At 67.5% G+C, this 23100-nt stretch carries 17 protein-coding genes; 8 read left to right on the top strand and 9 right to left on the bottom strand.

Going from position 1 to position 23100, the window contains the following annotated elements:
- Positions 1-8: 8 nt before the first annotated feature.
- The 5 genes from LJ725_RS10075 to LJ725_RS10095 all read right to left on the bottom strand — a co-directional run bounded on the left by LJ725_RS10075 (position 9) and on the right by LJ725_RS10095 (position 10282).
- Positions 9-3164, bottom strand: coding sequence for an efflux RND transporter permease subunit (locus LJ725_RS10075; RefSeq protein WP_230550526.1), 3156 nt, complete (start codon positions 3162-3164; stop codon positions 9-11).
- 73 nt (positions 3165-3237) lie between these two features.
- Positions 3238-4281: an adenylate/guanylate cyclase domain-containing protein gene (locus LJ725_RS10080; RefSeq protein WP_230550527.1), complete on the bottom strand. Its 1044-nt coding sequence runs from the start codon at positions 4279-4281 to the stop codon at positions 3238-3240.
- A 19-nt stretch (positions 4282-4300) separates the two neighbouring features.
- On the bottom strand, positions 4301-5836 hold the full coding sequence (locus LJ725_RS10085) for an efflux transporter outer membrane subunit (protein ID WP_230550528.1): 1536 nt from the start codon (positions 5834-5836) through the stop codon (positions 4301-4303).
- Entirely contained in the window at positions 5833-8988 is a 3156-nt protein-coding gene (locus LJ725_RS10090; RefSeq protein WP_230550529.1) for an efflux RND transporter permease subunit, read from the bottom strand. Before LJ725_RS10090 ends, LJ725_RS10085 begins: the two co-directional genes overlap by 4 nt.
- Positions 8989-9037: 49 nt before the next feature.
- Positions 9038-10282, bottom strand: a complete 1245-nt coding sequence (locus LJ725_RS10095) for an efflux RND transporter periplasmic adaptor subunit (RefSeq protein ID WP_230550530.1) — start codon at positions 10280-10282, stop codon at positions 9038-9040.
- 121 nt (positions 10283-10403) lie between these two features.
- Here LJ725_RS10095 and LJ725_RS10100 point away from each other — a divergent pair, with 121 nt between their 5' ends.
- A complete protein-coding gene (locus LJ725_RS10100; RefSeq protein ID WP_230550531.1) occupies positions 10404-11087 on the top strand; it encodes a response regulator in 684 nt (227 codons plus the stop codon).
- Complete coding sequence (locus LJ725_RS10105; RefSeq protein ID WP_230550532.1) at positions 11084-12436, top strand: sensor histidine kinase; 1353 nt, start codon at positions 11084-11086, stop codon at positions 12434-12436. Before LJ725_RS10100 ends, LJ725_RS10105 begins: the two co-directional genes overlap by 4 nt.
- A gap of 27 nt (positions 12437-12463) precedes the next feature.
- On the opposite strand, the gene LJ725_RS10110 is transcribed toward LJ725_RS10105, so the two are convergent.
- On the bottom strand, positions 12464-12937 hold the full coding sequence (locus LJ725_RS10110) for a carboxymuconolactone decarboxylase family protein (protein ID WP_230550533.1): 474 nt from the start codon (positions 12935-12937) through the stop codon (positions 12464-12466).
- A gap of 208 nt (positions 12938-13145) precedes the next feature.
- Between LJ725_RS10110 and LJ725_RS10115 the strand changes: the two genes are divergently transcribed.
- Positions 13146-13940, top strand: a complete 795-nt coding sequence (locus LJ725_RS10115; RefSeq protein ID WP_230550534.1) for an SDR family NAD(P)-dependent oxidoreductase — start codon at positions 13146-13148, stop codon at positions 13938-13940.
- Positions 13941-13943: 3 nt separating this feature from the next.
- Here the strand turns inward: LJ725_RS10115 and LJ725_RS10120 are convergent, their stop codons facing one another.
- Positions 13944-14948, bottom strand: coding sequence for a Bug family tripartite tricarboxylate transporter substrate binding protein (locus LJ725_RS10120; protein ID WP_230550535.1), 1005 nt, complete (start codon positions 14946-14948; stop codon positions 13944-13946).
- Positions 14949-15118: 170 nt separating this feature from the next.
- Here LJ725_RS10120 and LJ725_RS10125 point away from each other — a divergent pair, with 170 nt between their 5' ends.
- The 5 genes from LJ725_RS10125 to LJ725_RS10145 all read left to right on the top strand — a co-directional run bounded on the left by LJ725_RS10125 (position 15119) and on the right by LJ725_RS10145 (position 21510).
- The gene (locus LJ725_RS10125; protein WP_230550536.1) at positions 15119-15988 is read left to right on the top strand and encodes a protein-L-isoaspartate O-methyltransferase family protein; all 870 of its coding nucleotides are present in this window, start codon (positions 15119-15121) and stop codon (positions 15986-15988) included.
- Between the two features lie 179 nt (positions 15989-16167).
- Positions 16168-18840 carry a spermidine synthase family protein gene (locus LJ725_RS10130; protein ID WP_230550537.1) on the top strand — a complete coding sequence of 891 codons (2673 nt, stop codon included), beginning with the start codon at positions 16168-16170 and terminating at the stop codon, positions 18838-18840.
- Positions 18837-19907: an alpha/beta hydrolase gene (locus tag LJ725_RS10135; protein ID WP_230550538.1), complete on the top strand. Its 1071-nt coding sequence runs from the start codon at positions 18837-18839 to the stop codon at positions 19905-19907. Before LJ725_RS10130 ends, LJ725_RS10135 begins: the two co-directional genes overlap by 4 nt.
- Positions 19904-20452 (top strand): HD domain-containing protein, encoded by a 549-nt coding sequence (locus LJ725_RS10140; protein ID WP_230550539.1) that lies wholly within the window; start codon positions 19904-19906, stop codon positions 20450-20452. The genes LJ725_RS10135 and LJ725_RS10140 overlap by 4 nt, the downstream gene beginning before the upstream one ends.
- A gap of 134 nt (positions 20453-20586) precedes the next feature.
- Positions 20587-21510 (top strand): serine/threonine dehydratase, encoded by a 924-nt coding sequence (locus LJ725_RS10145; protein WP_230550540.1) that lies wholly within the window; start codon positions 20587-20589, stop codon positions 21508-21510.
- A gap of 69 nt (positions 21511-21579) precedes the next feature.
- Here the strand turns inward: LJ725_RS10145 and LJ725_RS10150 are convergent, their stop codons facing one another.
- Together LJ725_RS10150 and LJ725_RS10155 are read right to left on the bottom strand one after the other, a co-directional pair.
- Positions 21580-22137, bottom strand: a complete 558-nt coding sequence (locus LJ725_RS10150) for a hypothetical protein (RefSeq protein WP_230550541.1) — start codon at positions 22135-22137, stop codon at positions 21580-21582.
- Positions 22138-22156: 19 nt separating this feature from the next.
- Positions 22157-23098, bottom strand: a complete 942-nt coding sequence (locus tag LJ725_RS10155) for an ABC transporter ATP-binding protein (protein ID WP_230550542.1) — start codon at positions 23096-23098, stop codon at positions 22157-22159.
- Between the last annotated feature and the right edge of the window lie 2 nt (positions 23099-23100).

Consider the following 23100-nt stretch of genomic DNA (forward strand, 5'->3'; position numbering starts at 1 on the left):
GGCGGTCGTCACGCCGGGGCAAGGCCGGCTTGTGGGGCTGGGACGGTCGTCCGGCGCCGCGAGAAGACACCGATGGCGGCCGGCAGCACCGTCAAGAACAGGAACGGCGCCAGCAGGGTGCCGCCCACGACGACGATGGCGAGCGGCCGCTGGACCTGGCTGCCGATCGCCGTCGAGAAGGCGGCGGGCAGCAGGCCGACGGCGGCGGCGACGCAGGTCATCAGCACCGGCCTCATCTGCTGCTCGCAGGTTTCGCGCAACGCCTGCTCACGTTCGATCCCCGCGGCGACGAGCCGGTTGAAGCAGCTCACCACCATGATGCCGTTCATCGCCGCGATGCCGAACAGCGCCACGAAGCCGATCGCGGCCGAGATGCTGAACGACATGTCGGCCGCCCACAGGGCCAGGATGCCGCCGGAGATGGCCAGCGGCATGGCGGCGCCCGCGAGCAGCGTGTCGGTCAGGGAGCCGAAGCTCACATAGAGCAACAGCAGGATCAGCCCGATGGCGATCGGCACCGCGATCGCGAGCCGGGCGATGGCGCTCTCGAAGTTCACGAAGTCGCCGGCCCAGTCGAGCCGGTAGCCGCCCGGAAGCTTCACCTGCTCCGCCACCTTCTGCTGCGCCTCCAGCACCGCGCCGCCGAGGTCGCGGCCGCGCACGCTGAACTTCACCGGGATGTATCGCTCCTGCTGCTCGCGATAGATGTAGAAGGCGCCGGTCGCGAGCTGGACCGTCGCCACTTCGCCTAGCGGCACCTGAACGACGCTGCCATTGGGCCCGACAGTGCCAATGGAGATCCGCCGGATCGCATCCATGTCCTGGCGATAGCGGGGCGCCAGCCGGACCAGCAGCGGGAAATGCCGGTCGCTGCCTTCCTCGTAGAGATCGCCCGCGGCCTGGCCGCCGACGGCTGCCTGGATCGTGGCGTTGATGTCGCCCGGCGACAGGCCGTAGCGCGCCGCCTTCGCGCGGTCGATGTCGATGCGGATAGTCGGCTGGCCCAGCAGCGGCGGCACCTGGATGTCGGTGATGCCGGGCACGGTTTCCAGCACCTTTCGGATGTCGACCGCGATCTTGCGCAGCGTGGTGAGGTCGGGTCCGGAAATCTTGATCGCGTTCTCCGCGTCGATGCCGGAGGCCGCTTCCTGCACATTGTCCTGGATGTACTGCGAGAAGGCGAAGGTCACGCCGGGAAACGCCTTGCGCAGCGCGTCGGCCATCTCGTTGACCAGGTCGGGCTTCTCCAGCCCCTTGCGCCATTTGTCGGCGGGCTTCAGCGGCACGAAGAACTCGGCGTTGGAGAAGCCGTCCGGATCGGTGCCGTCGTCCGGCCGTCCGTGCTGCGAGACCACCGTCTCGACCTCGGGGAAGCTCTTCACCAGCCGGCGCATGCGATTGACGTAGCCGTTGCCCTCGTCGAGCGAGACCGATGGCGGGAGGGCCGCGCGCAACCAGATGTTGCCTTCCTCCAGCTTGGGCAGGAACTCGAGGCCGACGGTGCTGGCCGCGAAGCCGGCCGCCAGCATGACCCCGAGGCCGACGGCCAGCATGGCGTGGCGCCAGCCGAGCGCCAGCGCGTAAGCCTGGCGATAGAGGCGGCGCAGGCCGCGGACGAGGAAGGTCTCGGTTTCGGAGACCTTCTCCGGCAGCAGCAGCGCGGCGAGCGCGGGCGACACCGTGAAGGTCGCCAGCAGGCCGCCCGCCAGCGCGTAGGCGTAGGTCTGGGCCATCGGCCCGAAGATGCGCCCCTCGACGCCCGAGAGGGTGAACAGCGGCAGGAAGCCCGCGATGATGATGGTGGCCGAGAAGAAGATCGCCTTGGTCACCTCGCCGGATGCTTCGTAGATCGTGAACAGCTTGCCGGTGAGACCCTCGGGCTCCTCCCTCACCTGCCGCGAACCCGGTCCGTGGCTGGCTTCGGCAAGATGGCGGAAGATGTTCTCGACCATGATCACGGTGGCGTCGACGATGATGCCGAAGTCGATGGCGCCCATCGACAGCAGGTTCGCCGACTCGCCGTTCAGCACCAGGATCGCGACAGCGAACAGCAGGGCGAAGGGAATGGTGGCGGAAACGATCAGCGCGCTGCGCAGGTCGCCGAGAAACAGCCACTGGATCAGGAAGATCAGGCAGACGCCCATCACCATGTTGTGCAGCACGGTGTGGGTCGTCACCTCGACGAGGACGCTGCGGTCGTAGATGCGCTCGATGCGGACGCCCGGCGGCAGCAGGCTCGACGCGTTGATGCGCTCGACCTCCTTTTCGACGGCGCGCAGGGTCGGCATCGTCTCCGCGCCACGCCGCATCAGCACGATGCCTTCGACCACATCGTCGTCGTCGTCGTGCCCGGCAACGCCCAGCCGCGGCTCGTTGCCGACGGTGACCTCGGCGATGTCGGACACCAGGGTCGGCGATCCGTCGCGTGCCAGGAGCATGGTGTTGCGGATGTCGTCCATCGACCGGATCTGGCCGACGGCGCGCACCACGGCCGACTGCGGTCCGAGATTGACGGTGTTGGCGCCCACATTGACGTTGGCGCTGTTCAATCCGTCGATCACCTGCTTCAGCGTGAGCCCGTGAGCCTGCAGGCGGTCGAGGTCCACGGTGATGTCGAAGGTCTTGCTCTTGCCGCCCCACGTGGTGACGTCGATCACGCCCGGTACGGCCTTCAGGCGCCGCAGCAGGATCCAGTCCTGGATGGTCTTGAGGTCGGTGACGCTGAAGCCCTTCGGCCCGGTCACGCGGTAGCGGAAGATCTCGCCGATCGGGCTGGTGGGCGAGATGATCGGCTGGGCGCCGTTGGGCAGCGGACCGAGCTGGGCCAGCCGGTTGGTCACGAGCTGCGCGGCCTCGCGGTAGGTGAGGTCGTAGGTGAACTGCACCTTCACGTCGCTGAGGCCGACGAGCGAGATCGAGCGGATCGACTTCACGTAGGGAAGGCCCGCCATCTGCACTTCCATCGGGATCGTGATGTAGCGCTCGATCTCCTCCGACGACTGGCCGGGATTCTGCGTCACGATGTCGACCAGAGGCGGAACCGGGTCGGGATAGGCCTCGATATTGAGGCGCTTGTAGGCGAACAGGCCGCCGCCGATCATCAGCACGGCGAGAATCAAGACCAGGACGCGCTGCCGAAGTGCTGCGCCGACAATTGCATTCATCCGAGGACCCCACGGCAGGCCGTCGGGCGGCGATGCCTTCGCCGTCAGCTAAAACACAAGTCGCGCAACCACACTAGCGTTGCGAGTACATCGCCTCTGCAACTCCGGTGGCGGGCGCCGCCAGTCGCAGCTCGCCTGAAATGCCGTGCACGTCCTCGTCGACGATCCGGTGCCAGCTATCGGGTGCGAGACCACTGCGCGCGGCCTCCGCCAGCGCCTCCTCCGAGACCAGCAGCGGCGATCCGTACTTCTTCGTCAGCCGCTCGATGCGCGAACAGACGTTCACGGCATGGCCGACCACGGAGTATTCGAGGCGCTGCTCGTCGCCGATGGCGCCGATGACGATCTCGCCGTAGTGGATACCGACGCCGACGCGCACCGGGGGCTCGCCGTGCCGGGTGCGCGCGACGTTCCAGGCATCGATCGCCGCAATCAGCGCGAGACCGCAGCGGATGGCGGCCAGGGCGTCCTCCGGCGAGGACTGCACCGCGCCGAAGACCGCGAGCACGCCGTCGCCGATGAACTTGTCGATGAGACCGCCCTCTGCCTCCACGGTGCGCGAGATCAGCATGCGATACTCCTGCAGGAACCCGAAAAGCGCATCGGGCTCCATCGTCTGCACCGAAGCGGTGAAGTCGCGCATGTCCATGAACAGGATGGCGGCGTTCGTACGCCGGCCCCGCGTTGCCCGCAGTCCCTCGCGGGCCAGGCGGTCGACCAGCTCGGAGGGCAGGTAGCGCGACAGGTTGAGATTCTGCAGGCGCTCCCGGTCGAGGCTGTGCCGCAGCCGATCGGCCAGCAGGGCGCAGGCGAGGAAGACCGCGGCCGTGCCGATGCCTTCGACGGCGTAGTAGCTGAAGCGCGGACTGATGAAGGCGGGCGGCGGATTGGCCCCGATCATCCAGCCGAAGGCCATGAGCGCGGCGAGGACGCCGGTCCAGCGTCCTGCGAGCCACGAGGCGCCGAAGATGACGACGAGATAGAGGGCGGTGAGCCGCAGGTCGCCGGTGACGATGTCGGCATAGCCCACCGCCGCCGACACGACGAAGGCGCCCAGCAGGATGGCCCCCTTGAACGCGGTGGCCGGCGGGCGTCGCTTCGTTGCCATGACCGACATGGCATACCGATCCGCCGTGTCAGCGCTGGGTGTTGGAGGAGATGGACCAGGGAGAGGCCGGCGGCTTGCAACGCGACCGGCCGTTGCCCGGACCGGTGCCGTCGCGGTTCCACCAGCCGCCGCCCAGCGCCTGGAAAAGCGCCGCGGTGTTGGTGAGACGTGCGGCCTGCGCCTGGACGCGTGTAAGCAGCGTCTGCTGATAGGTGAGTTCGGCGATCAGGACGATGACGTAGGTCGTGTCGCCGAGTTCGAGGCGCTTGCGGGCAATGTTGAGCGCGGTGGCGGCGGCGCGCTCCGCCTCGACGGCCGACTTGAGCGCGACGGCGTCGTATTCGAGCGCGTTCAGCGTGTCGGCCACGTTGCGGAAAGCCTGGAGGACGATCGACTGGTATTGCGCGTCGGCCTGTTCGAGGGCGGCGACCGCCGACCGTTTCTTGGCGGCGAGTGCGCCGCCGTCGATCAGCGTCTGGATGGCGCTGGCGCCGGTGGTGGCGCCGGCGAGTCCCGGCATGAAGAGCGTGCCGAGCGAAAGGGCGCTGCTGTTCAGGCCGAAACCCAGCGTGACCTGCGGAAGCTGGTTGGCGACCGCGACGCCGACCTGCGCGCTGGCGGCATGGAGATTGGCCTCCGCGGCGCGAATGTCGGGACGCTGCTCGACGAGTTGCGAGGGCAGGGTGAGCGGGAGTTCGTGCGGCAGCTTGAGGTCGCCCAGCTCGAAATGCTCGGGGCCCGCTTCGCTGGGCAGTCGCCCGGTGAGGACCGCCAGCAGGTTGCGCTGCTGCGCCAGCGCCTTCTCGAGCGGCGGCAGCGTCGCCTCGGCCTGGGCGAGCGCCGCCTGCTGGGTAGCGACGTCGGCACCCGGAATGGCGCCGAGACCCGACTGGCGGGTGAGGATGCCGAGCGTCTCGCGCTGGGCTGCGATGATCCGCTTGGTCGCGGCCACCTGCCCGCGCAGCGACGCCTCGACGATGGCGGCTGCGACGACGTTGGAGGCGAGCGAGAGATAGGCGCCCTCGAGCTGGAAGCACTGCGCCTCGGCCAGCGCGTCGAGCGATTCGATCTGCCGGCGATTGCCGCCCCAGAGATCGAGCGCATAGGTAATCTGCAGGCCGGCGACGAACAGGCCGTAGATCGGCTGCTGGTCGGCCGTCGCCGATTGCAGGCTGGCCGGCGTCTGGTTCTGCGTGGCGCTGAACGTGCCCTGGAGAGTGGGAAACAGGGTCGCCCGCTGCGCCCGCGCGTTCTGCTGCGCCACCCGCAAGCCTGCGATGGCGGCCTTGATGTCGGGATTGGCGCGCAGCGACTGCTCGATCAGGCCGTTGAGCTGCGGCGACTGGAACACGCCCCACCACTGGCCGGGAATGTCCATGCTCTGGACGATACGTTGTGCCTCGCCTCCCGGGATACCGGCCGCGACGAGGTCGCTCTTCTGGTCGGGAACGTAGGTCGCCGTCTTGGGGCCGTCGGGTGAAACGAAGTCGGGACCGACCATGCAGCCGGCAAGGGCGCCGGCCGCGACGAGCGGCAGCACGGCGAGGAAGGGACGTCGCATCATGTAGCCTCCGCGACCGTATCGTGGGAATGGGCTGCCGGCTGGGGCGCGCGCCGGCGGGAGAACAGTCCGATCAGGCACGGCAGTACCGTGAGGAACATCAGCGGCGCCAGGAGGGTCCCGCCCACGACCACGATCGCCAGCGGCCGCTGGACCTGGCTGCCGATCGCCGTGGAGAAGGCGGCGGGCAGAAGGCCGACGGCGGCGGCGACACAGGTCATCAGGACCGGCCGCATCTGCACCGAGCAGGTTTCATAAAGTGCCAGTCCGCGGTCGCGCCCTTCGTCGATCAGCCTGTTGTAGCAGCTCAGCACCATGATGCCGTTCATCGCGGCGATGCCGAACAGCGCGACGAATCCGATGGCGGCCGAGATGCTGAACGGCATGTCCGTGACCCAGAGACCCAGGATGCCGCCGATCAGGGCCATCGGGATGGCGCTGGCGGCCAGCAGCGTGTCGCGGAAGGATCCGAAGCTCATGTAGAGGAGCAGGCCGATCAGGCCGATGGCGATCGGCACGGCGAGAGCGAGGCGCTGCAGCGCATTCTTCAGGTTGCCGAACTCGCCGACCCATTCGATGCGGTAGCCGCCCGGTATCTTCACCCTTTCGGCAACGCGCTCCTGCGCCTCGATGATCGCACTGCCGAGGTCGCGCCCGCGGACGCTGAACTTCACCGGCACGTAGCGTTCCTGCTGCTCGCGGTAGATGTAGTAGGCGCCGGAGACCAATTCGACCTTGGCGACTTCGCTGAGCGGGACCTGGGTGATGCCGTTGGCGCCCTGCACGCCGATCTGGATGCGGTTGATGGCGTCGAGGCTCTCCCGGTAGCGCGAGGCGAGGCGGACGACCATCGGGAAGTGGCGATCGCTGCCGCTCTCGTAGACGTCGCCGGCGGCCTGGCCGCCGATCGCGGCCTGCACGGTGGCGTTGATGTCGCCCGGCGACAGCCCATAGCGTGCGGCCTTGGAGCGATCGATGTCGATGCGGATGGTCGGCTGGCCGAGCGAGGCGGAAACCGCGAGGTCGGTGATGCCGGGCACGGTCGCGAGCACCGACTTGATCTCGTTGCCGAGCTTGGCCAGCGTCTCGAGATCGTTGCCGGAGATCTTCACCGAGTTCTCGCCCTTCACGCCCGAAGCCGCTTCCTGGACGTTGTCCTGGATGTACTGCGAGAAGGTGAACTCGACCCCCGGGAAGCCCCTCTCCAGCGCGCTGCCGATCTCGGCGATCAGCCCTTCCTTGTCGAGACCCTTGCGCCACTGGTCCATCGGCCGCAGTGGCACAAAGAACTCGGCATTGAAGAAGCCCGTCGAATCGGTGCCGTCGTCGGGCCGGCCGTGCTGGGAGATCACTGTCTCGGCTTCGGGGAAGCTCTTGATGAGCTTGCGCATGCGATTGGCGTAGTCGTTGCCCGCCTCGAGCGAGATCGACGCCGGCATCACGGCGCGGATCCACATGTTGCCTTCCTCGAGCTTGGGCAGGAATTCCAGACCGATCGAACTGCCGGCCAGGCCGGCCAGCGCCAGCGCGCCCAGCCCGGCGGCGACCGTCGCTCGACGGCTGCCCAGCGCAAGGTCGCGCAGTTTTTCGTAGGCGGCCCGGATCATGCGCACGGCGCGCGTCTCGGCGTGGGCGACCTTCTCGGGCAGCAACAGGGCCGAGAGTGCCGGCGAGACCGTGAAGGTCGCGATCAGGCCGCCGAGCAGCGCGTAGGCATAGGTGCGCGCCATCGGTCCGAAGATGTGCCCTTCGACGCCCGAGAGTGTGAACAATGGCAGGAAGCCCGCGATGATGATGGTGGCCGAGAAGAAGATCGCCGTGGTGACTTCGGTCGACGCATTGAAGATGGTCGCCAGCTTGCCGGTGAGGCCGTCCGGGGCGCGCAATTGCGGGCCGGTCTTGTGATCGCCCTCGGAAAGATGGCGGAAGATGTTCTCGACCATGATGACGGTGGCGTCGACGATGATGCCGAAGTCGATGGCACCCATCGACAGCAGGTTCGCCGACTCGCCGCTCACCACCAGGACCACCACCGCGAACAGGAGCGCGAAGGGGATGGTGGCGGAGACGATCAGCGCGCTGCGCAGGTCGCCGAGGAACAACCACTGGATCAGGAAGATCAGGCAGACGCCCACCACCATGTTGTGCAGGACGGTATGGGTCGTCACCTCGACCAGCGCGCTGCGATCGTAGATGCGCTCGATCCGGACGCCCGGCGGCAGGATGCCGCCGCCGTTGACCTTCTCGACCTCGGCCAGCACGCCCGTCAGGGTCGGCATGGTCTCCGCACCGCGCCGCATCAGCACGATGCCCTGCACGATGTCGTCGTCGTCGTTCTGGCCGGCAATGCCGAGGCGCGGCTGGTTGCCGACGCTGACATCTGCCACGTCGGAGACCAGCACCGGCGCGCCGTCGCGCACGGTCAGCATGGTGTTGCGGATGTCGTCCATCGACCGGATCTGGCCGACGCTGCGCACGATCGCCGACTGCGAGCCGATGTTCACCGTGTTGGCGCCGACGTTGATGTTGGCGTTGTTCAGCCCGTCGAGCACCTGCTTCAGCGTGAGCCCGTAGGCGAGCAGCCGGTCGAGATTGACCGTGATGTCGTAGGTCTTGGTCTTGCCGCCCCAGCCGGTGACGTCGATCACGCCCGGGACCGCCTTCAGTCGGCGCTGCAGCACCCAGTCCTGCAGGGTCTTGAGGTCGGCGACCGAGTAGCCTGGCGGCCCCACGATGCGGTAGCGAAAGACTTCGCCGATCGGGCTGGTGGGCGACAGGACGGGCTGCGCGCCGTTGGGCAGCGAGCCGAGCTGCGACAGACGGTTGATCACCATCTGCGAAGCCTGCTGGTAGGTGACGTCGTAGGTGAATTGTACCTTCACGTCGCTCAGCCCGAACAGCGACACGGTGCGGATGGCCTGGACGTAGGGCAGGCCGGCCATCTGGATCTCGATGGGGATCGTGATGTAGCGCTCGATCTCCTCGGAGGACTGGCCCGGGCTCTGGGTGATGATGTCGACCAGCGGCGGCACCGGATCGGGGTACGCCTCGATGTTGAGCCGCGCGTAGGCGAACAGCCCGGCGATCGACAGCACCATGCTCAGGATGACGACGAGGACTCGCTGCTTGAGAGCGGCGGCGACGACAGATTTCATGGTCAGCCGATGGGTTGGATGACCGCGCCGGAGAGGCGCGGCCGGGCCGTCAGTCGCGCTTGGCGGCGCGATCGATGAAGAGAGTACCGCTGGTCACCACGTTCTCGCCCAGGGCCAGGCCCTTCTTGACCTCGACCATGCCGTTGGCGGTCTGGCCGACCTCGACGGGGCGCGACACGACCGACTTGTCCTGCGGACGGGCGACCCAGACGCGGGCGTTGGCGCCCTCGTAGACGACGGCTTCCTGCGGAACCGCGGGGTTGCTCGTCGGCTCGCCGGTGACGATGCGGAAGCTGGCGAACATTTCGGGCATCAGCTCGCGGTCGGCATTGTCGATCTCGGCCCGCACCGGCAGGCGGCGGGTGTTGGGATCAAGCGCCGGGGCCACATAGGCGAGCCGGGCGTTGAAGGTGCGGCCGGGATGGGCCAGCACCGAAACCTCGACCGGTGCGCCCACCTTCATCTTGGGGGCGTCGGATTCGCGGACGTTGGCGATCAGCCAGACCTTCGATAGATCGCCGATGCTGAAGACCGGATCGGCCGCGCCGGCGTTGATGTACTGGCCGAGGCCGACCTTGCGCTGGATCACCGTGCCGGCGATGGGGGCGGAGACGATCGTCTCGGCACCGATGTGATCGACCTTCTCCAGGGCATCGATCTCGGCATCGGTACGCCCGAGGATGCGCAGCCGGTTGCGGACGGCCGCCAGCGCGATTTCCGCCGAGCGCAGGTCGCCTTGGGCCGCGACGAGGTCGGATTGCGCCTGCTCGAGGTCCTTGAGCGCGCCGCCGCGGATCGACAGCAGCTCCTTCTGGCGCTTCTCGAAATTCTGGGCCAGCACCAGCTTCGACCGTGCCTTGTCGACGGCGGCGACGGCGCTTACCAGGTCGTTCTGGGCCTGGACGAACTCGCTGGCCTCGATCGCGAACAGGGGAGCGCCGCGCTCGACATACTGGCCGGGCCGCGCGATCAGCCGCGTCACCCGGCCGGAGTACGGCGAGAAGACCGGCGTCGTGGTGTCCTCGTTGTTGCCGATCTTGCCGTCGGTCGCGCGCTCGTCGCGGAAGGAGGCGGCTTCGACCGGCGAAAAGCGCAGGCCCGACCACTGCGTCTCGGTCGGATGGAACGCCCCGTCGCTCTCCACCGTGGCCACCGGTCGGACGAGGGCGTTCGTGGGCCCCGTGTCGATCGTCCAGACGCCGGCCAACGCCAGCGCGGCAATCCCGGCGCCTGCAAACCACAGGCGATAGGGGCGCAGGCGGGACTTGGGAAGAGCTTCGGGGGCGGTTGTCATGGCGTGGACCGTAGGCGCTTCACATTACGTGCGCCTGACGTGTCGCGCCGAATCCGCTTCGTCCCCGCCGTCCGTGCTAGGATCGCTACGTTCGATCGTGCCCGGGGAGGGGCAGGCATCCATGAGAGTCCTTCTCGTCGAGGACAATGCCGAACTCGTTGCCTTGCTCGTAAAAGGTCTGGCACGCAGCGGTTTTGCGGCCGATTCCGTCGGCAATGCCGGCGATGCGGCGCACTCGCTGGCCGCCATGCGCTACTCCGCGATCGTGCTCGATCTCGGCCTGCCCGATCAGGACGGGCTGTCGCTGCTGCGCGGCATTCGCGGGCGCGGCGATTCGACGCCCGTGCTCGTGCTGACGGCGCGTGACGGCGTGAGCGATCGCGTGAACGGTCTGCGGGCCGGCGCCGACGACTATCTCGTGAAGCCGTTCGCCATGGAGGAGCTGGTCGCGCGCCTCCAGGCGCTGCTGCGACGACCGGGCAACCTCCTCGGCCGCCAGCTCACCTTCGGCAACGTCTCGCTCGAGACGGAGGGTCGCCAGGTGTTCGTCGATGGCGTGGTGCGGGTGTTTCCCGCGCGCGAGACGGCGATCCTGGAGATCCTGCTGCGCCGCGGCGGCAACGTGGTGCCCAAGCGCCTGTTCGAGGACCAGCTGTTCGGTCTGTCGGGCGACGTCGGTTCCAACGCCGTCGAGGTCTACGTCCACCGCCTGCGCAAGATGCTGCAGGACTGCGGGGCCACGGTGAAGATCCATACGGTGCGCGGCGTCGGCTATCTGCTGGCCGAGGAAAAGGCCGCCGCTTGAACCGTTTCCGATCGATCATCTCCCGCGTCGTCGCGCTGCATGTCGTGGCGATCGGCGTGACGTCGATCCTGATGCCGCTGGCGCTCTATTGGTTGCTCAACGAGGCGGCCAACAGCCTCCATCGCGATGCACTGCGCGCCCAGGCGCTCACGATCGCGAGCTTCATGCGGCCGACCGCCACCGGCGACCTCACCCTCGAGATCCCGCCGGAAGCCGAGCCGATCTATTCGGGCGGTTACGGTCTCTACGCCTATGCCATCCTCGATTCGAAGGGCAGGGTCCTGTTCACGTCCCGCGGCGACGATCTTCCCCTCTCGGTGGTGGGTGAGCCGCTGACCAACGATTCCTTCAGCCGTCGGCGCCGAAACGGCACGGTGCTGATCGGGGTCAACGTGCCGCGCGCCATCGGCGACCACCTCTACTGGATCCAGGTCGGGCAGGATCTCGCGCATCGCGACGTCATCATCGACGATATCGTCGCCTCGTTCCTGCCGCGCGTCGCCTGGATCACCTTTCCGATCCTGCTGGTGCTGCTGCTGATCGACATCGTGATCTTCCGCCGTGCCCTCGATCCCGTGCGGCAGGCCTCCGACACCGCCGCGTCGATCGGGCCGACCAGCACTGACGTCAGGCTGTCGGAGCAGTCGATGCCGGCCGAGATCGTGCCGCTCGTCCACGCGGTGAACGAGGCGCTCGACCGGCTCGAGGCGGGATACCGGGCGCAGCGCGAATTCACCGCCGACATGGCGCACGAGTTGCGGACGCCGCTGGCCATCATGCGGGCGCGCGTCGATTCGCTGGAGGATGCGGCGATGCGGCAGTCGCTGCAGAACGACATCGTCAACATGACGCGCACGGTGAACCAGGTCCTCGACATCGCCGAACTCGAGGCCTTCGTCGTGGACGGCGGCTCGAAGGCGGATCTGCAGGCTGTCTGTGCCGATGCCGTGGCCTTCATGGCGCCGCTGGCCGTGAACGATGGCAAGACCATCGCGCTCACCGGCGCGGAAACCCCGGTCTGGGTGCGCGGTCACGCCGAGGCGCTTTTCCGAGCGGTGCGAAACCTGATCGAGAACGCCATTCGCCATAGCCCGACCGGCGGCACGGTCGAGGTCGACGTGGCCGCCGACGGCACGGTGCTCGTTCTCGATGAGGGACCGGGCGTGCCGCTGTCGGAACGCGAGACGATCTTCAAGCGCTTCTGGCGACGTGATCGTTCGCGGCCCGAGAGCCGCGGTCTGGGCCTTGCCATCGTGACCCGCGTCGCCGCCGCGCATGACGGCACCATCACCGTCGAAGACCGGCCGCAAGGCGGCTCGGTCTTCACGCTCCGACTGCGGCTGGCCTGACCCGATCGAGCAGCCGGTCGCGCGCGATCACGCGGCGGCCGACCGTTTCTGGATCGGCGGGGCGAAGCGGAAGGCGGCGCCCAGGCGGTTCCAAGCATTGATGGTGGCGATCGAGACGGTGAGGAAGGTGACCTCCTCTTCGCTGAAATGCCGGCGGATCGCTTCGTGCGCCTCGTCGGACACGCGGCGTCCGGCCAACTGCGTCAGCGTCTCGGCCCAGGTGAGGGCCGCGCATTCCTTCTCCGTGAAGATGCCGGCCTCCTCCCACGTCGCGACGAGGTCGAGCTTCTCCTGCGGCACCCCGATCCTGCGCGAGACGTTGAGGTGGATCTGCAGGCAGAAGGCGCAGTTGTTGATCTGCGAGACGCGCAGTTTCAACAGCTCGACGATCTGCTTGTCGATGCCGGACTCGTCGGCCTGCCTGCCCATGTCGATCAGCGCCTGCTGGGCGGCGGGTGCGATCCGGGCGAAGGCATCGTAGGAGAGGCGGGGCGGGGACATCATGGGCTCCTGATATCAGAATGCTGATATTATGCGAGGAGCGCTGCCTGGCAAGACCCGGAATGGCGCCTGCCGTGCGAAGGGAAGCGCGGTGAGCGGGCCAACACCGGCCTCGGTCGCTACAGGTCGCGGGCCTTCTACAGACATATCGGCTAACACAGGGGAGGAAACGTCCCATCCTACGGGACGTGCCCGAGGGAGGAATGCCATGGAACTGGGGCTCGCCAACAAGCATGCACTCGTCACGGGCTCGACCGCCGGGATCGGTTACGCCATCGCCAAGGGTCTCGCCGCCGAAGGAGCGAGCGTGGTGATCACGGGCCGCGGGCAGGCGAGCGTCGACGACGCGTTGAGGCGGTTGAAGGAAGCCCTGCCGGAAGCAAGAGCCACAGGCATCGTGGCGGACTGCGCCACGGCGGAGGGCGCGCAACTCGTGTTCGGCAAGGTGCCGCGGATCGACATCCTGGTGAACAATCTCGGGATCTACGGCCGCAAGCCGGCGTTCGAGATCGACGACGGCGAATGGCAGCGCTTCTTCGAGGTCAACGTGATGAGCGGGGTGCGCTTCACGCGCCACTATGCGCCAGGCATGGCCGGGCGTGGCTGGGGTCGCATCGTCTTCGTCTCGAGCGAATCGGCGCTGAACATTCCCAGGGAGATGATCCATTACGGCATGACGAAGACCGCGCAGCTTTCCGTATCTCGCGGCTTCGCCATGGAACTCGCGGGCACGGGCGTCACCGTGAACGCCCTGCTCCCCGGCCCGACACACACCGAGAATACCGACCGGATGCGTGCCGAGCGGGCGCGCGCCACAGGCGTGACCGTCGCGGAAATCGAGGCGGCCTTCCTGCGGGACTTCCGGCCGACATCGCTGATCCGGCGCTTCACGTCGGCGGAGGAGGTGGCTTCACTGGGGGTCTATCTCTGCAGCGAAGCCGCGTCCGGCACCTCGGGCGCCGCCCTTCGTGTCGATGGCGGCGTGGTGAACCAGATCATGTGAGGCTCAGTTCACGTCGAGCTTCAGGCCTTCCTTGTCGATGACGCCCTTCCATTGCGCGATCTGTGCGTCGACGAAGGCCTTGAACTGGTCGGGCGTGCCGTAGGCGGGGAAGCCCGCCATGGTCTTGAATCGATCCAGGGTCTTCGGGTCGGCGAGCCACGCCTTCATCTGAAGGTTGAGCGAATCGACGATCGGCTTGGGCGTATTGGCCGGCAGGAAGACGCCGAACCAGGTCGAGACGTCGAATGGCTTGAGTTCCGGCATGGTCTCGTTGATGGGCACGAGGTCCGGCACCATCGGGTTGCGCTGGGCCGAAGTCAGGCCGAGCGCCCGGAGCTTGCCGGCGCGCACGAACTCGATGGCGGTCGTGAGGTTGTCGAAGAAGAACTGGGTGACGCCGGCTGCCAGGTCGGTCAGGGCCGGGGCGGCACCGCGGTAGGGGATGTGCTCGGCCTTTGTGCCCGTGAGCTGCAGGAACCAGGCGCCGCAGAGATGGGGCGACTGGCCGGTGCCCGACGAGGCGTAGGAAGCCTTGCCGTTCTGGGCCTTCAGCCAGGCGACGAACTCCGGCACCGTCGTGGCGGGAACCGAGGGGTGGACGACCAGAACGTTGGGTGCGGTGATGACGTTGGACACCGGGATCAGGCTGGCCGGCGTGTAGGGCATGTTGCGGTAGAGCGAGTAGGCGATCGACTGCGGGCCGATATTGCCCATCAGGATCGTGTTGCCGTCCGGAGCCGACTTGACCACCTCGGTCGAGCCGATGACGCCGCCGGCGCCCGACTTGTTGTCCACGACGCAGGACTGGCCCCAGGCCTCGGTCAGGTAGGCGGCCAGCAGGCGGGCCACGATGTCCGTGGTGCCGCCCGGGGCCGCCGGCACGACCATGCGGACGTTCTGGGTCGGCTTCCAGGGCGCCTGGGCGCGCAGGCCGACGGGCAGCAGGGCGGCGGCCGGCAGGGCCGCGGCGGCGCCCAGGGCGGCCCGGCGAGAGAGATTGCGGGTCATTCTTCATTCCTCCCGTGATTCATCGTCTTTGTTGCGGAGGAACTAGCACGGCTGCGCTGGCAAATCCGCCACAATTCCCGTATCTATTCGACGTGCGGCCGCCCCGAATCGCCGGGCTTTTCCGGTGGTTTCTGCCCTCTCTCAACGGGTCCGCGCCAAGGAGGAATATCTTGAAGAGGCGTACTTTCGTCTCCGGCTCGGTTGCGCTCGCCGCCGGTGCCCTGGCCGCCCCGGCCATCGCTGCCACGATCAAGCCCTACAGCTGGGATCTCAACCCGCCGATGGATTCGCGCGAGAATTTCATCGCCTGGGGCAAGGCCCGCGGTGAGGATCCCGTGTTCCTCGGCCAGCGCTGGGATCGCTTCCAGGCGCTGATCAAGAACAAGGATATCTGGGGTCAGGCGACCATGCGCGCCTTCCTGCTCACCCCGCGCGAAGAGTTCTCCGCGATCAGCCCGGCGATTCACAAGCGCGCCTACGAGCACGCCTTCCTCGACATCGGCTACGGCGTGACCATGTCCGGCCCGCACGTGCAGGGCCGCATGACCAACGTCATCGACGTGAAGCGCGGCGAGAAGGTGCTCGAGATCGGCACCGGTTCGGGCGTGCAGTCGGCCTACATCGCCAACCTCACCGAGAACGCCTACACGATCGAGATCATCGCGCCGCTCGCCCAGCGCACGCGCGGCCTGTACGACAAGCTGATCGACAAGGGCTACACCGAGTTCAAGCACATCAAGACGAAGGCTGCCGACGGCTTCTACGGCTGGGAAGACGCTGCCCCGTTCGACAAGATCATCGTGACCTGCGGCATCGACCACGTGCCGCCGCCGCTGCTGCAGCAGCTCAAGGCCGGCGGCCTGATGGTGATCCCGGTTGGCCCGCCGGGCGCGCAGCGCGTGCTCAAGGTGACCAAGACGCAGGGTGCCGATGGCTCCATCACCACGAGCCGCGAGGACATCTACGGCGGCAAGATCGTGCCGTTCGTGCCCTTCACTAAGCTCGAAGGCGACAAGATCGTCGGCACGCACAACCGCTAAAGGTCGCGTCGAGCGACCTCGAGACGACAGCGTCATCGCAGTGATACGAGGGACCTTTATCGAACCGGTAAAGGTCCCTCGGCTTACGTGCCGGGACGGCACCGGTGACGGATCAGACTGAACGACTGCCCCTCTAGAGATCGCACAAAGCGATCCAACAAAAACAACGGAGATCCCCCTTGTCCATCACGGTCGATCTCGATCATCGCCCGCCGCTCTCCTTCTATCTCTCCGTAGGCCTGGTCGCCGGCAGCATCATCGCGCTGCAGATCGGCATCATGCGCGTGTTCTCGGTCGGCAGCTGGGCCCACTTCGGCTCGCTGGTCGTGAGCCTCGCGATGTTCGGCTTCGGTCTCACCAGCGCCGTGATGTGCGTGGGCAAGAGCTGGTTCGAGCGGCACTGGGTGGGCTCGGTCAAGGGAGCGCTGCTGGCCTTCGGGCCGCTGATGGTGGTGTGCAACCTCGCCGCCCAGCAGGTGCCGTTCAACGCCATCTTCCTGATCTCCGATCCGATGCAGAAGTGGCGACTGTTCGCCAACTTCGTGCTCTATTTCCTGCCGTTCCTGGCGGGCGCCCTCTATCTCGGCGTGATCTTCCTGAAGGCCCAGAAGACCTTCAGCCGCGTCTATTTCGCCGATCTCGTCGGCTCGGGCCTGTGCGGCCTCACCGTGCTGCTGGCCATGTACCTCTGGCGGCCCGACGACCTGATCATGGCGCCACTGGTCCTGTGGTTGGCCGGTGGCGTGCTGTGGTTCGTGGCGCTGGGCGACCGCCGCGGCGTGTTCGCGATCGTTGTCGTAGCGATCCTGGCGGCCGCCGTGCATCACCTCGCGCCGCAGGTGCTGGGCGTGCCCAAGCTCGCCGTGTCCGACTACAAGGGTGTCTCTTACGCCCGCAAGTTCCCCGACAACAAGCGCGTCTACGAGCGCGCCTCGCCGTTCGGCTACATCGAGGTCTATTCCAGCTCCTATCTGCACTTCGCGCCGGGCCAGTCCGACAACGCGGCGTTCAACCTCAAGAAGATGCCGTCGAACGCCTATCTCGGCCTCTACATCGATTCCGAGGGCCCCGCCGGCATCATCAAGGACCTGCCGGCCGACGAGACGGCCTACTTCAAGTACCTGCCGATGTACTACCCGTACCTGCTGAAGAAGGACCCGAAGACCTTCGTGGTCCAGTTCGGCGGCGGCATCTCGACGGCGGTGGCGCTGAAGTCGGGTTCCAGCCAGGTGACGGTGGCCGAGGGCAATCCCGCGCTGCTGACGGCTTTCCGCGAGGACAAGCACCTGCGCGACTTCACCGGCGACATCCTGAACAACCCCAAGGTCAACGTCATCGACTATGACGGCCGCCTCTACGTCGCCCATACGAAGAACCGCTACGACGTGATCGACCTGTCGCTGGCCGATTCGGCCGGCCTGTCGAGCCCCGGCGGCTTCTCGATCGTCGAGAAGTATTCCTACAGCCGCGAGGCGATGAGCGCCTACATGCGCGCCCTGACTCCGGGTGGTGTCCTGTCGGTGACCCTGTGGAACAAGGAAGAGCCGCCGAAGTCCGTGCTGAAGCTCTACGCCACGATGGTCGCCGCCGCGCGCGACGTGGATGGCGGCAAGGACATCGCGCAGAAGTTCTACGTCGTGTCGTCCTACCTCTCCACCGCGACCGTGCTCTACAAGCGCGACGGCTTCACCCCGAAGGAGATCGAGGAACTCAACGCCCATACCAAGGCGATGTCGTTCGACGAGATCTACTATCCGGGTTTCAAGGTCGACACGTCCGACCTGAAGCAGATCCTGCAGGACTATCGCGACCAGTTCTTCTTCGCCGGGCATGCGGCCGATCCGACCGCGCCGGCGGAGAGCGAGCCCAACGACAAGCCGCCGCCCGGCATGACCGACGCCGCCGCGCCCGGCGCCGCTCCCGCCGACGGCGCGGCGCCGCCGACGCCGAAGGTTCCGGCCACCGTTCTGGGCCGCCTCGCCTGGCACTATCTGATCGAGGGCGGCTGGCAGAAGGTCGCCGACGAATACGTCTTCGACACGCGCATCCTCACCAACCACCAGCCCTACTTCGCCGCCTACATCAAGGTGCCGGATCTGCTGAAGTTCACCGACCGGCTCGAGCTGGTGCAGGACGAGTGGGGCTACCTGCTCCTGTGGGCGACGCTCGGCATCGCGACGATCTTCGCGCTGACCCTGGTGCTGTTCCCGGTGATCTTCGGCTGGCGCACCATCTTCAGCCGCTATCCCGGCAAGGCCGGCACGATGATCTACTTCCTGTGCCTGGGGCTAGGGTACATCATCGTCGAGGTGGGCATGATCTCCCACTTCATCCTGGCACTCTCCAACGCCACGGTGTCGGCGTCGGTGCTGATCACCGGCATGCTGGTCTTCTCCGGCATCGGCAGCTTCTACTCCGAACGCTTCCTCGACCGGTCGCGCACCTTCATGCCCAAGGTGTTCCTGGCGATCTTCGCGATCCTGGTGACCTATGCCTTCACGATCGACTACGCGCTCGACTGGATCGGCACGCTTCCCTACGCGCTGCGCATCCTGCTCTGCCTGCTGATCATCTTCCCGCCGGCGTTCCTCATGGGCTTCCCCATGCCGACGGCGATGACGACGCTCGGCCGCCTGGGCAAGGACCACATGTTCCTGTGGGCCTGGGGCATCAACGGCTGCTTCTCGGTCATCGGCGCCGCGCTCGTGCCGATCGTGGCGACCAGCTTCGGCCTGCCGGCCGTGGTCCTGGTCGGCGCCTTCGCCTACCTGATCGCGCTGCCGACGTTCTTCTCCGTCCTCATGCCGCTGCCGTCCCAGTCAACGGGGGCAGGGCGGCCCGCCGCCGCGTGAAGCGGCGGGCGCTGCTGCTGCTGGGGGCTCTCCTGATGCCGACTGCCGCGCACGCCCAGCCGAAGAAGCCGAGGACGCCGAGCAAGCGGCAGGCTCCAAAGCCTGCCGCCAAAGCCGACCAGGCGCATGCGGCCAAGCCCGCGGCTGCCGCGCCGTCGCCGGCGCCGGCGCTCAAGGAGGCGAAGACCCAGCTCGTCGCCTTCGACGCCTCGCCCTTTCCCTATCGCGGCTTCCTGCCCGACACGACCAAGCCGTTCCTCGACGCGCGCGACGGCAAGCGGCGCGGCCACACGACCGGCCGCGGCGACGTCTACTGGGAGGAGACGGCCTACAGCGACCGCCGTTCGCTGCTCTATCTCCCGCAGGGATTCGATCCGACGCGGCCCGTCCTGATCGTGCTCTTCCTGCACGGGCAGGGCGCGACGCTCGAGCGCGACGTGGCGGTGCGCCAGGCCGTGCCGCGGCAGATCGCGGAGTCGGGGCAGAACATCGCCCTGGTGGCGCCGCAACTCGCGCTCGACGCACTCGATTCGAGCGCCGGCAATTTCTGGCGCGGCGGGCACTTCGCCAAGTATCTCGACGAAGCGGCCGAGCGGCTGATGCGCCTCTATGGCAACCGCAGCGCCGGCCGCGGCTTCAACCTGGCTTCCGTGGTGATCGTGGCCTACAGCGGCGGCTACCTGTCGGCGGCCTACGCGCTGCAGCGCGGCGGTGCCAACCATCGCGTGAAGGGGCTCATCCTGCTGGACGCGCTCTACGGCGAGGAGGACAAGTTCGCCGCCTGGTTCGCTGCCCGCCGCCAGCAGGCGTTCCTGCTGAGTGCCTACACCGAATCGACCAAGGACGAGAACGCGGCGCTGCAGGGCCTGCTCGCCAAGCGGCGCATTCAGTTCACGCGCACGCTCCCCAAGAGTCTGACGCCCGGGACCGTCGCCTTCTTGGGGCCTACCGGCGGGCTCGACATGCATGGCGATTTTGTTACGCGCGCGTGGCAGGGCGACCCGTTGCAGCAGGCCCTTTCGCTGATTCCCGGTTACGGCCCGGTTCATGGTAAAAGGAGCGCATGAACGACCCGCTGCGCCAGGAACTCCTGGAAATCTTCGCCGGCCGCGCTACACGGCGTTACGGCTTGTCCGACATCAACCAGCTCCAGCACGCACTGCAGTCGGCGGCGCTGGCCGAGGCCGACGGCGCGCCTCCGGCCACCGTGCTGGCCTCGTTGCTGCACGATGTCGGCCACATGATCCACGATCTCGGCGAGGATCCCGCCTCGCGCGGCGTCGACGACGTGCACGAGGAGCTGGGTGCGCAGTGGTTGGCAGAACGCTTCGGTCCCGCGGTCAGCGAGCCCGTCCGCCTGCACGTCACCGCCAAGCGCTATCTCTGCACCGTCGAGTCCGACTATTTCGGCAAGCTTGCGCCCGATTCGGTGCGCAGTCTGGAGCTTCAGGGTGGACTTATGTCGCCCGACGAGGTCGAGGCCTTCCGCGCCAACCCCTATCACGCCGAAGCGGTGCGCCTGCGCCGCTACGACGAGGAAGCCAAGGACCCGCGCGCGCGCACGCCGGACTTCGACCACTACCTGCGCCACGTCCCGGCCTGCCGGAAGTAACGGCCTCCCCCGCCCCGCGGGGAAGGTGTCCCCGAAGGAGACGGAGGGGCAAAGCCCCATACTCGTTGCCCACTCCCTCCGGCCCTGCGGGCCACCTCCCCCGATGACGGGGGAGGAACAGGAAGACGAAGACGATGATCTCCCGCACCGAAGTCGAGGCCGCCTGGAGCCTGATCCGTCCGCATGTGCGTCGCACCCCGGTGATTGAACTCAGCGCCGGTTCGCTCGGTGTGACGGCACCGCTGGCCCTGAAGCTCGAATCGCTGCAGGTCAGCGGGACGTTCAAGGGACGCGGCGCATTCCACAAGCTGCTGGCTTCGAAGGTGCCGGCCGCCGGCATCATCGCGGCGTCGGGCGGCAACCATGGCGCGGCCGCAGCCTATGCCGCGCGGGCGCTCGGCCATCGGGCCGAAATCTTCGTGCCGACCATCGCATCGCCCGCCAAGGTGGCGCGGCTGCGCAGCTACGGCGCGGTCGTGAACCTGGTGGGCGCCGTCTATGCCGAGGCCCGCGCCTCCTCCGAGGCGCGCGCCGCCGAGACCGGGGCGCTGATGGTGCCGGCCTACGAGGACGAGGTCGTGTTCGCTGGCGCCGGCAGCGTCGCGCTCGAGTTCGCGGAACAGGCCGAGTTCGACACGCTGCTGATCGCCGTCGGCGGCGGCGGCCTGATCGCCGGCTGCGCCGCTGCGATCGGCACCGCGAAGAAGATCGTCGCCGTCGAGACCGAAGGCACGGCGACACTGCACGCGGCGCTGAAGGCCGGGAAGCCGGTCGACGTCGCCATCTCCGGCATCGCCGCCGACGCGCTCGGCGCCAGCCGCATCGGCACGCCGAACTTCGAGGTCGCGCGAGCACTGGTTCGCGATTCGGTGCTCGTCACCGACGACGCCGTGCGCGAGACGCAGCGCGCGTTGTGGGACGGGCTGCGCATCGTCGCCGAACCGGCCGGCGCCACCGGCCTCGCCGCGCTGCGCGCCGGCGCCTATCGCCCGGCGCCGGGCGAACGCGTGGCGACGCTGATTTGCGGCGCCAACACCGATCCGGGTTCGGTGGCGTAAGGCAAACCGAGATTGAGCAGCATTCTGCTATGCTACCCTTAGGTTTCGACGCAATGCGTCGGCCGTTTCTTAGCGCGTGATCTCGGTCACGACGGCGCGGTTGGCCTTGCCGGCGCCGTCGCTGAAATCGTAGCGGATGGCGAACTTGTCGGACGGGGCGATCCACCAGCGCGAAACCGAGCGCTGGCCCTTGTCGCCGGTCTCGTTCATCTCGATCAGGAAGGTGTCGATCATCTTGTCGCCCGGACCGGTACGCCGCTCGTAGCGCACGACGGCGAGCGTGTAGGTCCAGGTGCCGCCACCGATCTTGTAGCTGGCCTCGATCTTCTTGCCGGCCTCAAGTGGCCACAGGCGTTCGGGACGCAACGCGGCGATGAAGGCCGAGGTGTCGTTGCCGTCGGCCGACGGATTGTCGAACAGCAGCGCCCGCAGCTTGAAGGGTCCGCCGCCCACGCGTTCCATGTTGCAGTCCATGCCGCTGCGGCCGCGCGCCACAACCTTGACGCCGCTGTCGTAGGTGAAGGTCGTGCCCGGATCAGGGCAGGCGAACTCCATGGTCTGGGCGGAGGCGGTGACGGCGCCGAGCAGGGCGGCGGACAGGACGGGCAGGAAGGCGGGCAGTCTCATGCCTCGGATCATAGCCAAATCAGACGAAATGGCACGCCGCCTGCGCGCCGTTGCCGAGCGGACGCAGCACCGGCTTCTCGGCCCGGCAGCGCTCCTGGGCCATCGGGCAGCGCGAATTGAACGGGCAGCCCGGCGGTGGGTTGAGCGGGCTCGGCAGCTCGCCCTGCAGGACGGTGCGCTGGCGGGCGCGGGCCAGCTTCGGGTTGGCGATCGGCGCGGCCGCCAGCAGCGCCCTGGTGTAGGGGTGCTGGGGGCTCTTCCAGATCTGGTCGCGCCCGCCGACCTCGAACAGCATGCCGAGGTACATCACGGCGACCCGGTCGGCGATGTGCTCGACAACGCTGAGATCGTGGCTGATGAACAGATAGGAGACGCCGAACTGCCCCTTCAGGTCCTCGAGCAGGTTGATCACCTGCGCGCGGACCGAGACGTCGAGCGCCGACACCGGCTCGTCGCAGATGATCAGCTTGGGGCTGAGTGCCAGGGCGCGGGCGATGCCGATGCGCTGGCGCTGGCCGCCGGAGAATTCGTGCGGATAGCGCTGTCTAGCGTCGCTCGGCAGGCCGACCCAGCGCAGCAGCGTCTCGACCCGTTCGGCGATGGCATCGGGCTTCCAGCCAGCCAGCACCAGCGGCTGCGCCACCGAGCGACCCACCGTCGACCGCGGGTTCAGCGAACCGTAGGGATCCTGGAAGATCATCTGCACCTTGCGGCGCATGTCCGTAAGCTGTTCGCCGCTCAGCGGCGCAATATCGACCCCCTCGACGAGGATCTGGCCGCCGGCCGCGGGGACCAGCTTCATGATCGCCTTGCCGAGCGTGGACTTGCCGCAGCCTGATTCGCCTACCAGGCCCAGCGTTTCGCCCACCGCGAGATCGAGGCTGACGCCATTGACGGCGCGTACGATGCCGCCCGAGGTGTTGAACTGGACGCGCACGTCCTTCAGCGAGAGCAACGACACGG

It is taken from the genome of Reyranella aquatilis (assembly GCF_020880995.1).
GTDB lineage: Bacteria > Pseudomonadota > Alphaproteobacteria > Reyranellales > Reyranellaceae > Reyranella > Reyranella aquatilis.

Bases quoted from the DNA above. Each gene is read 5' to 3' on its own strand.
- LJ725_RS10075 (WP_230550526.1), bottom strand. From the start codon at position 3,164: ATGAATGCAATTGTCGGCGCAGCACTTCGGCAGCGCGTCCTGGTCTTG.
- LJ725_RS10080 (WP_230550527.1), bottom strand. From the start codon at position 4,281: ATGTCGGTCATGGCAACGAAGCGACGCCCGCCGGCCACCGCGTTCAAG.
- LJ725_RS10085 (WP_230550528.1), bottom strand. From the start codon at position 5,836: ATGATGCGACGTCCCTTCCTCGCCGTGCTGCCGCTCGTCGCGGCCGGC.
- LJ725_RS10090 (WP_230550529.1), bottom strand. From the start codon at position 8,988: ATGAAATCTGTCGTCGCCGCCGCTCTCAAGCAGCGAGTCCTCGTCGTC.
- LJ725_RS10095 (WP_230550530.1), bottom strand. From the start codon at position 10,282: ATGACAACCGCCCCCGAAGCTCTTCCCAAGTCCCGCCTGCGCCCCTAT.
- LJ725_RS10100 (WP_230550531.1), top strand. From the start codon at position 10,404: ATGAGAGTCCTTCTCGTCGAGGACAATGCCGAACTCGTTGCCTTGCTC.
- LJ725_RS10110 (WP_230550533.1), bottom strand. From the start codon at position 12,937: ATGTCCCCGCCCCGCCTCTCCTACGATGCCTTCGCCCGGATCGCACCC.
- LJ725_RS10115 (WP_230550534.1), top strand. From the start codon at position 13,146: ATGGAACTGGGGCTCGCCAACAAGCATGCACTCGTCACGGGCTCGACC.
- LJ725_RS10120 (WP_230550535.1), bottom strand. From the start codon at position 14,948: ATGACCCGCAATCTCTCTCGCCGGGCCGCCCTGGGCGCCGCCGCGGCC.
- LJ725_RS10140 (WP_230550539.1), top strand. From the start codon at position 19,904: ATGAACGACCCGCTGCGCCAGGAACTCCTGGAAATCTTCGCCGGCCGC.
- LJ725_RS10145 (WP_230550540.1), top strand. From the start codon at position 20,587: ATGATCTCCCGCACCGAAGTCGAGGCCGCCTGGAGCCTGATCCGTCCG.
- LJ725_RS10150 (WP_230550541.1), bottom strand. From the start codon at position 22,137: ATGAGACTGCCCGCCTTCCTGCCCGTCCTGTCCGCCGCCCTGCTCGGC.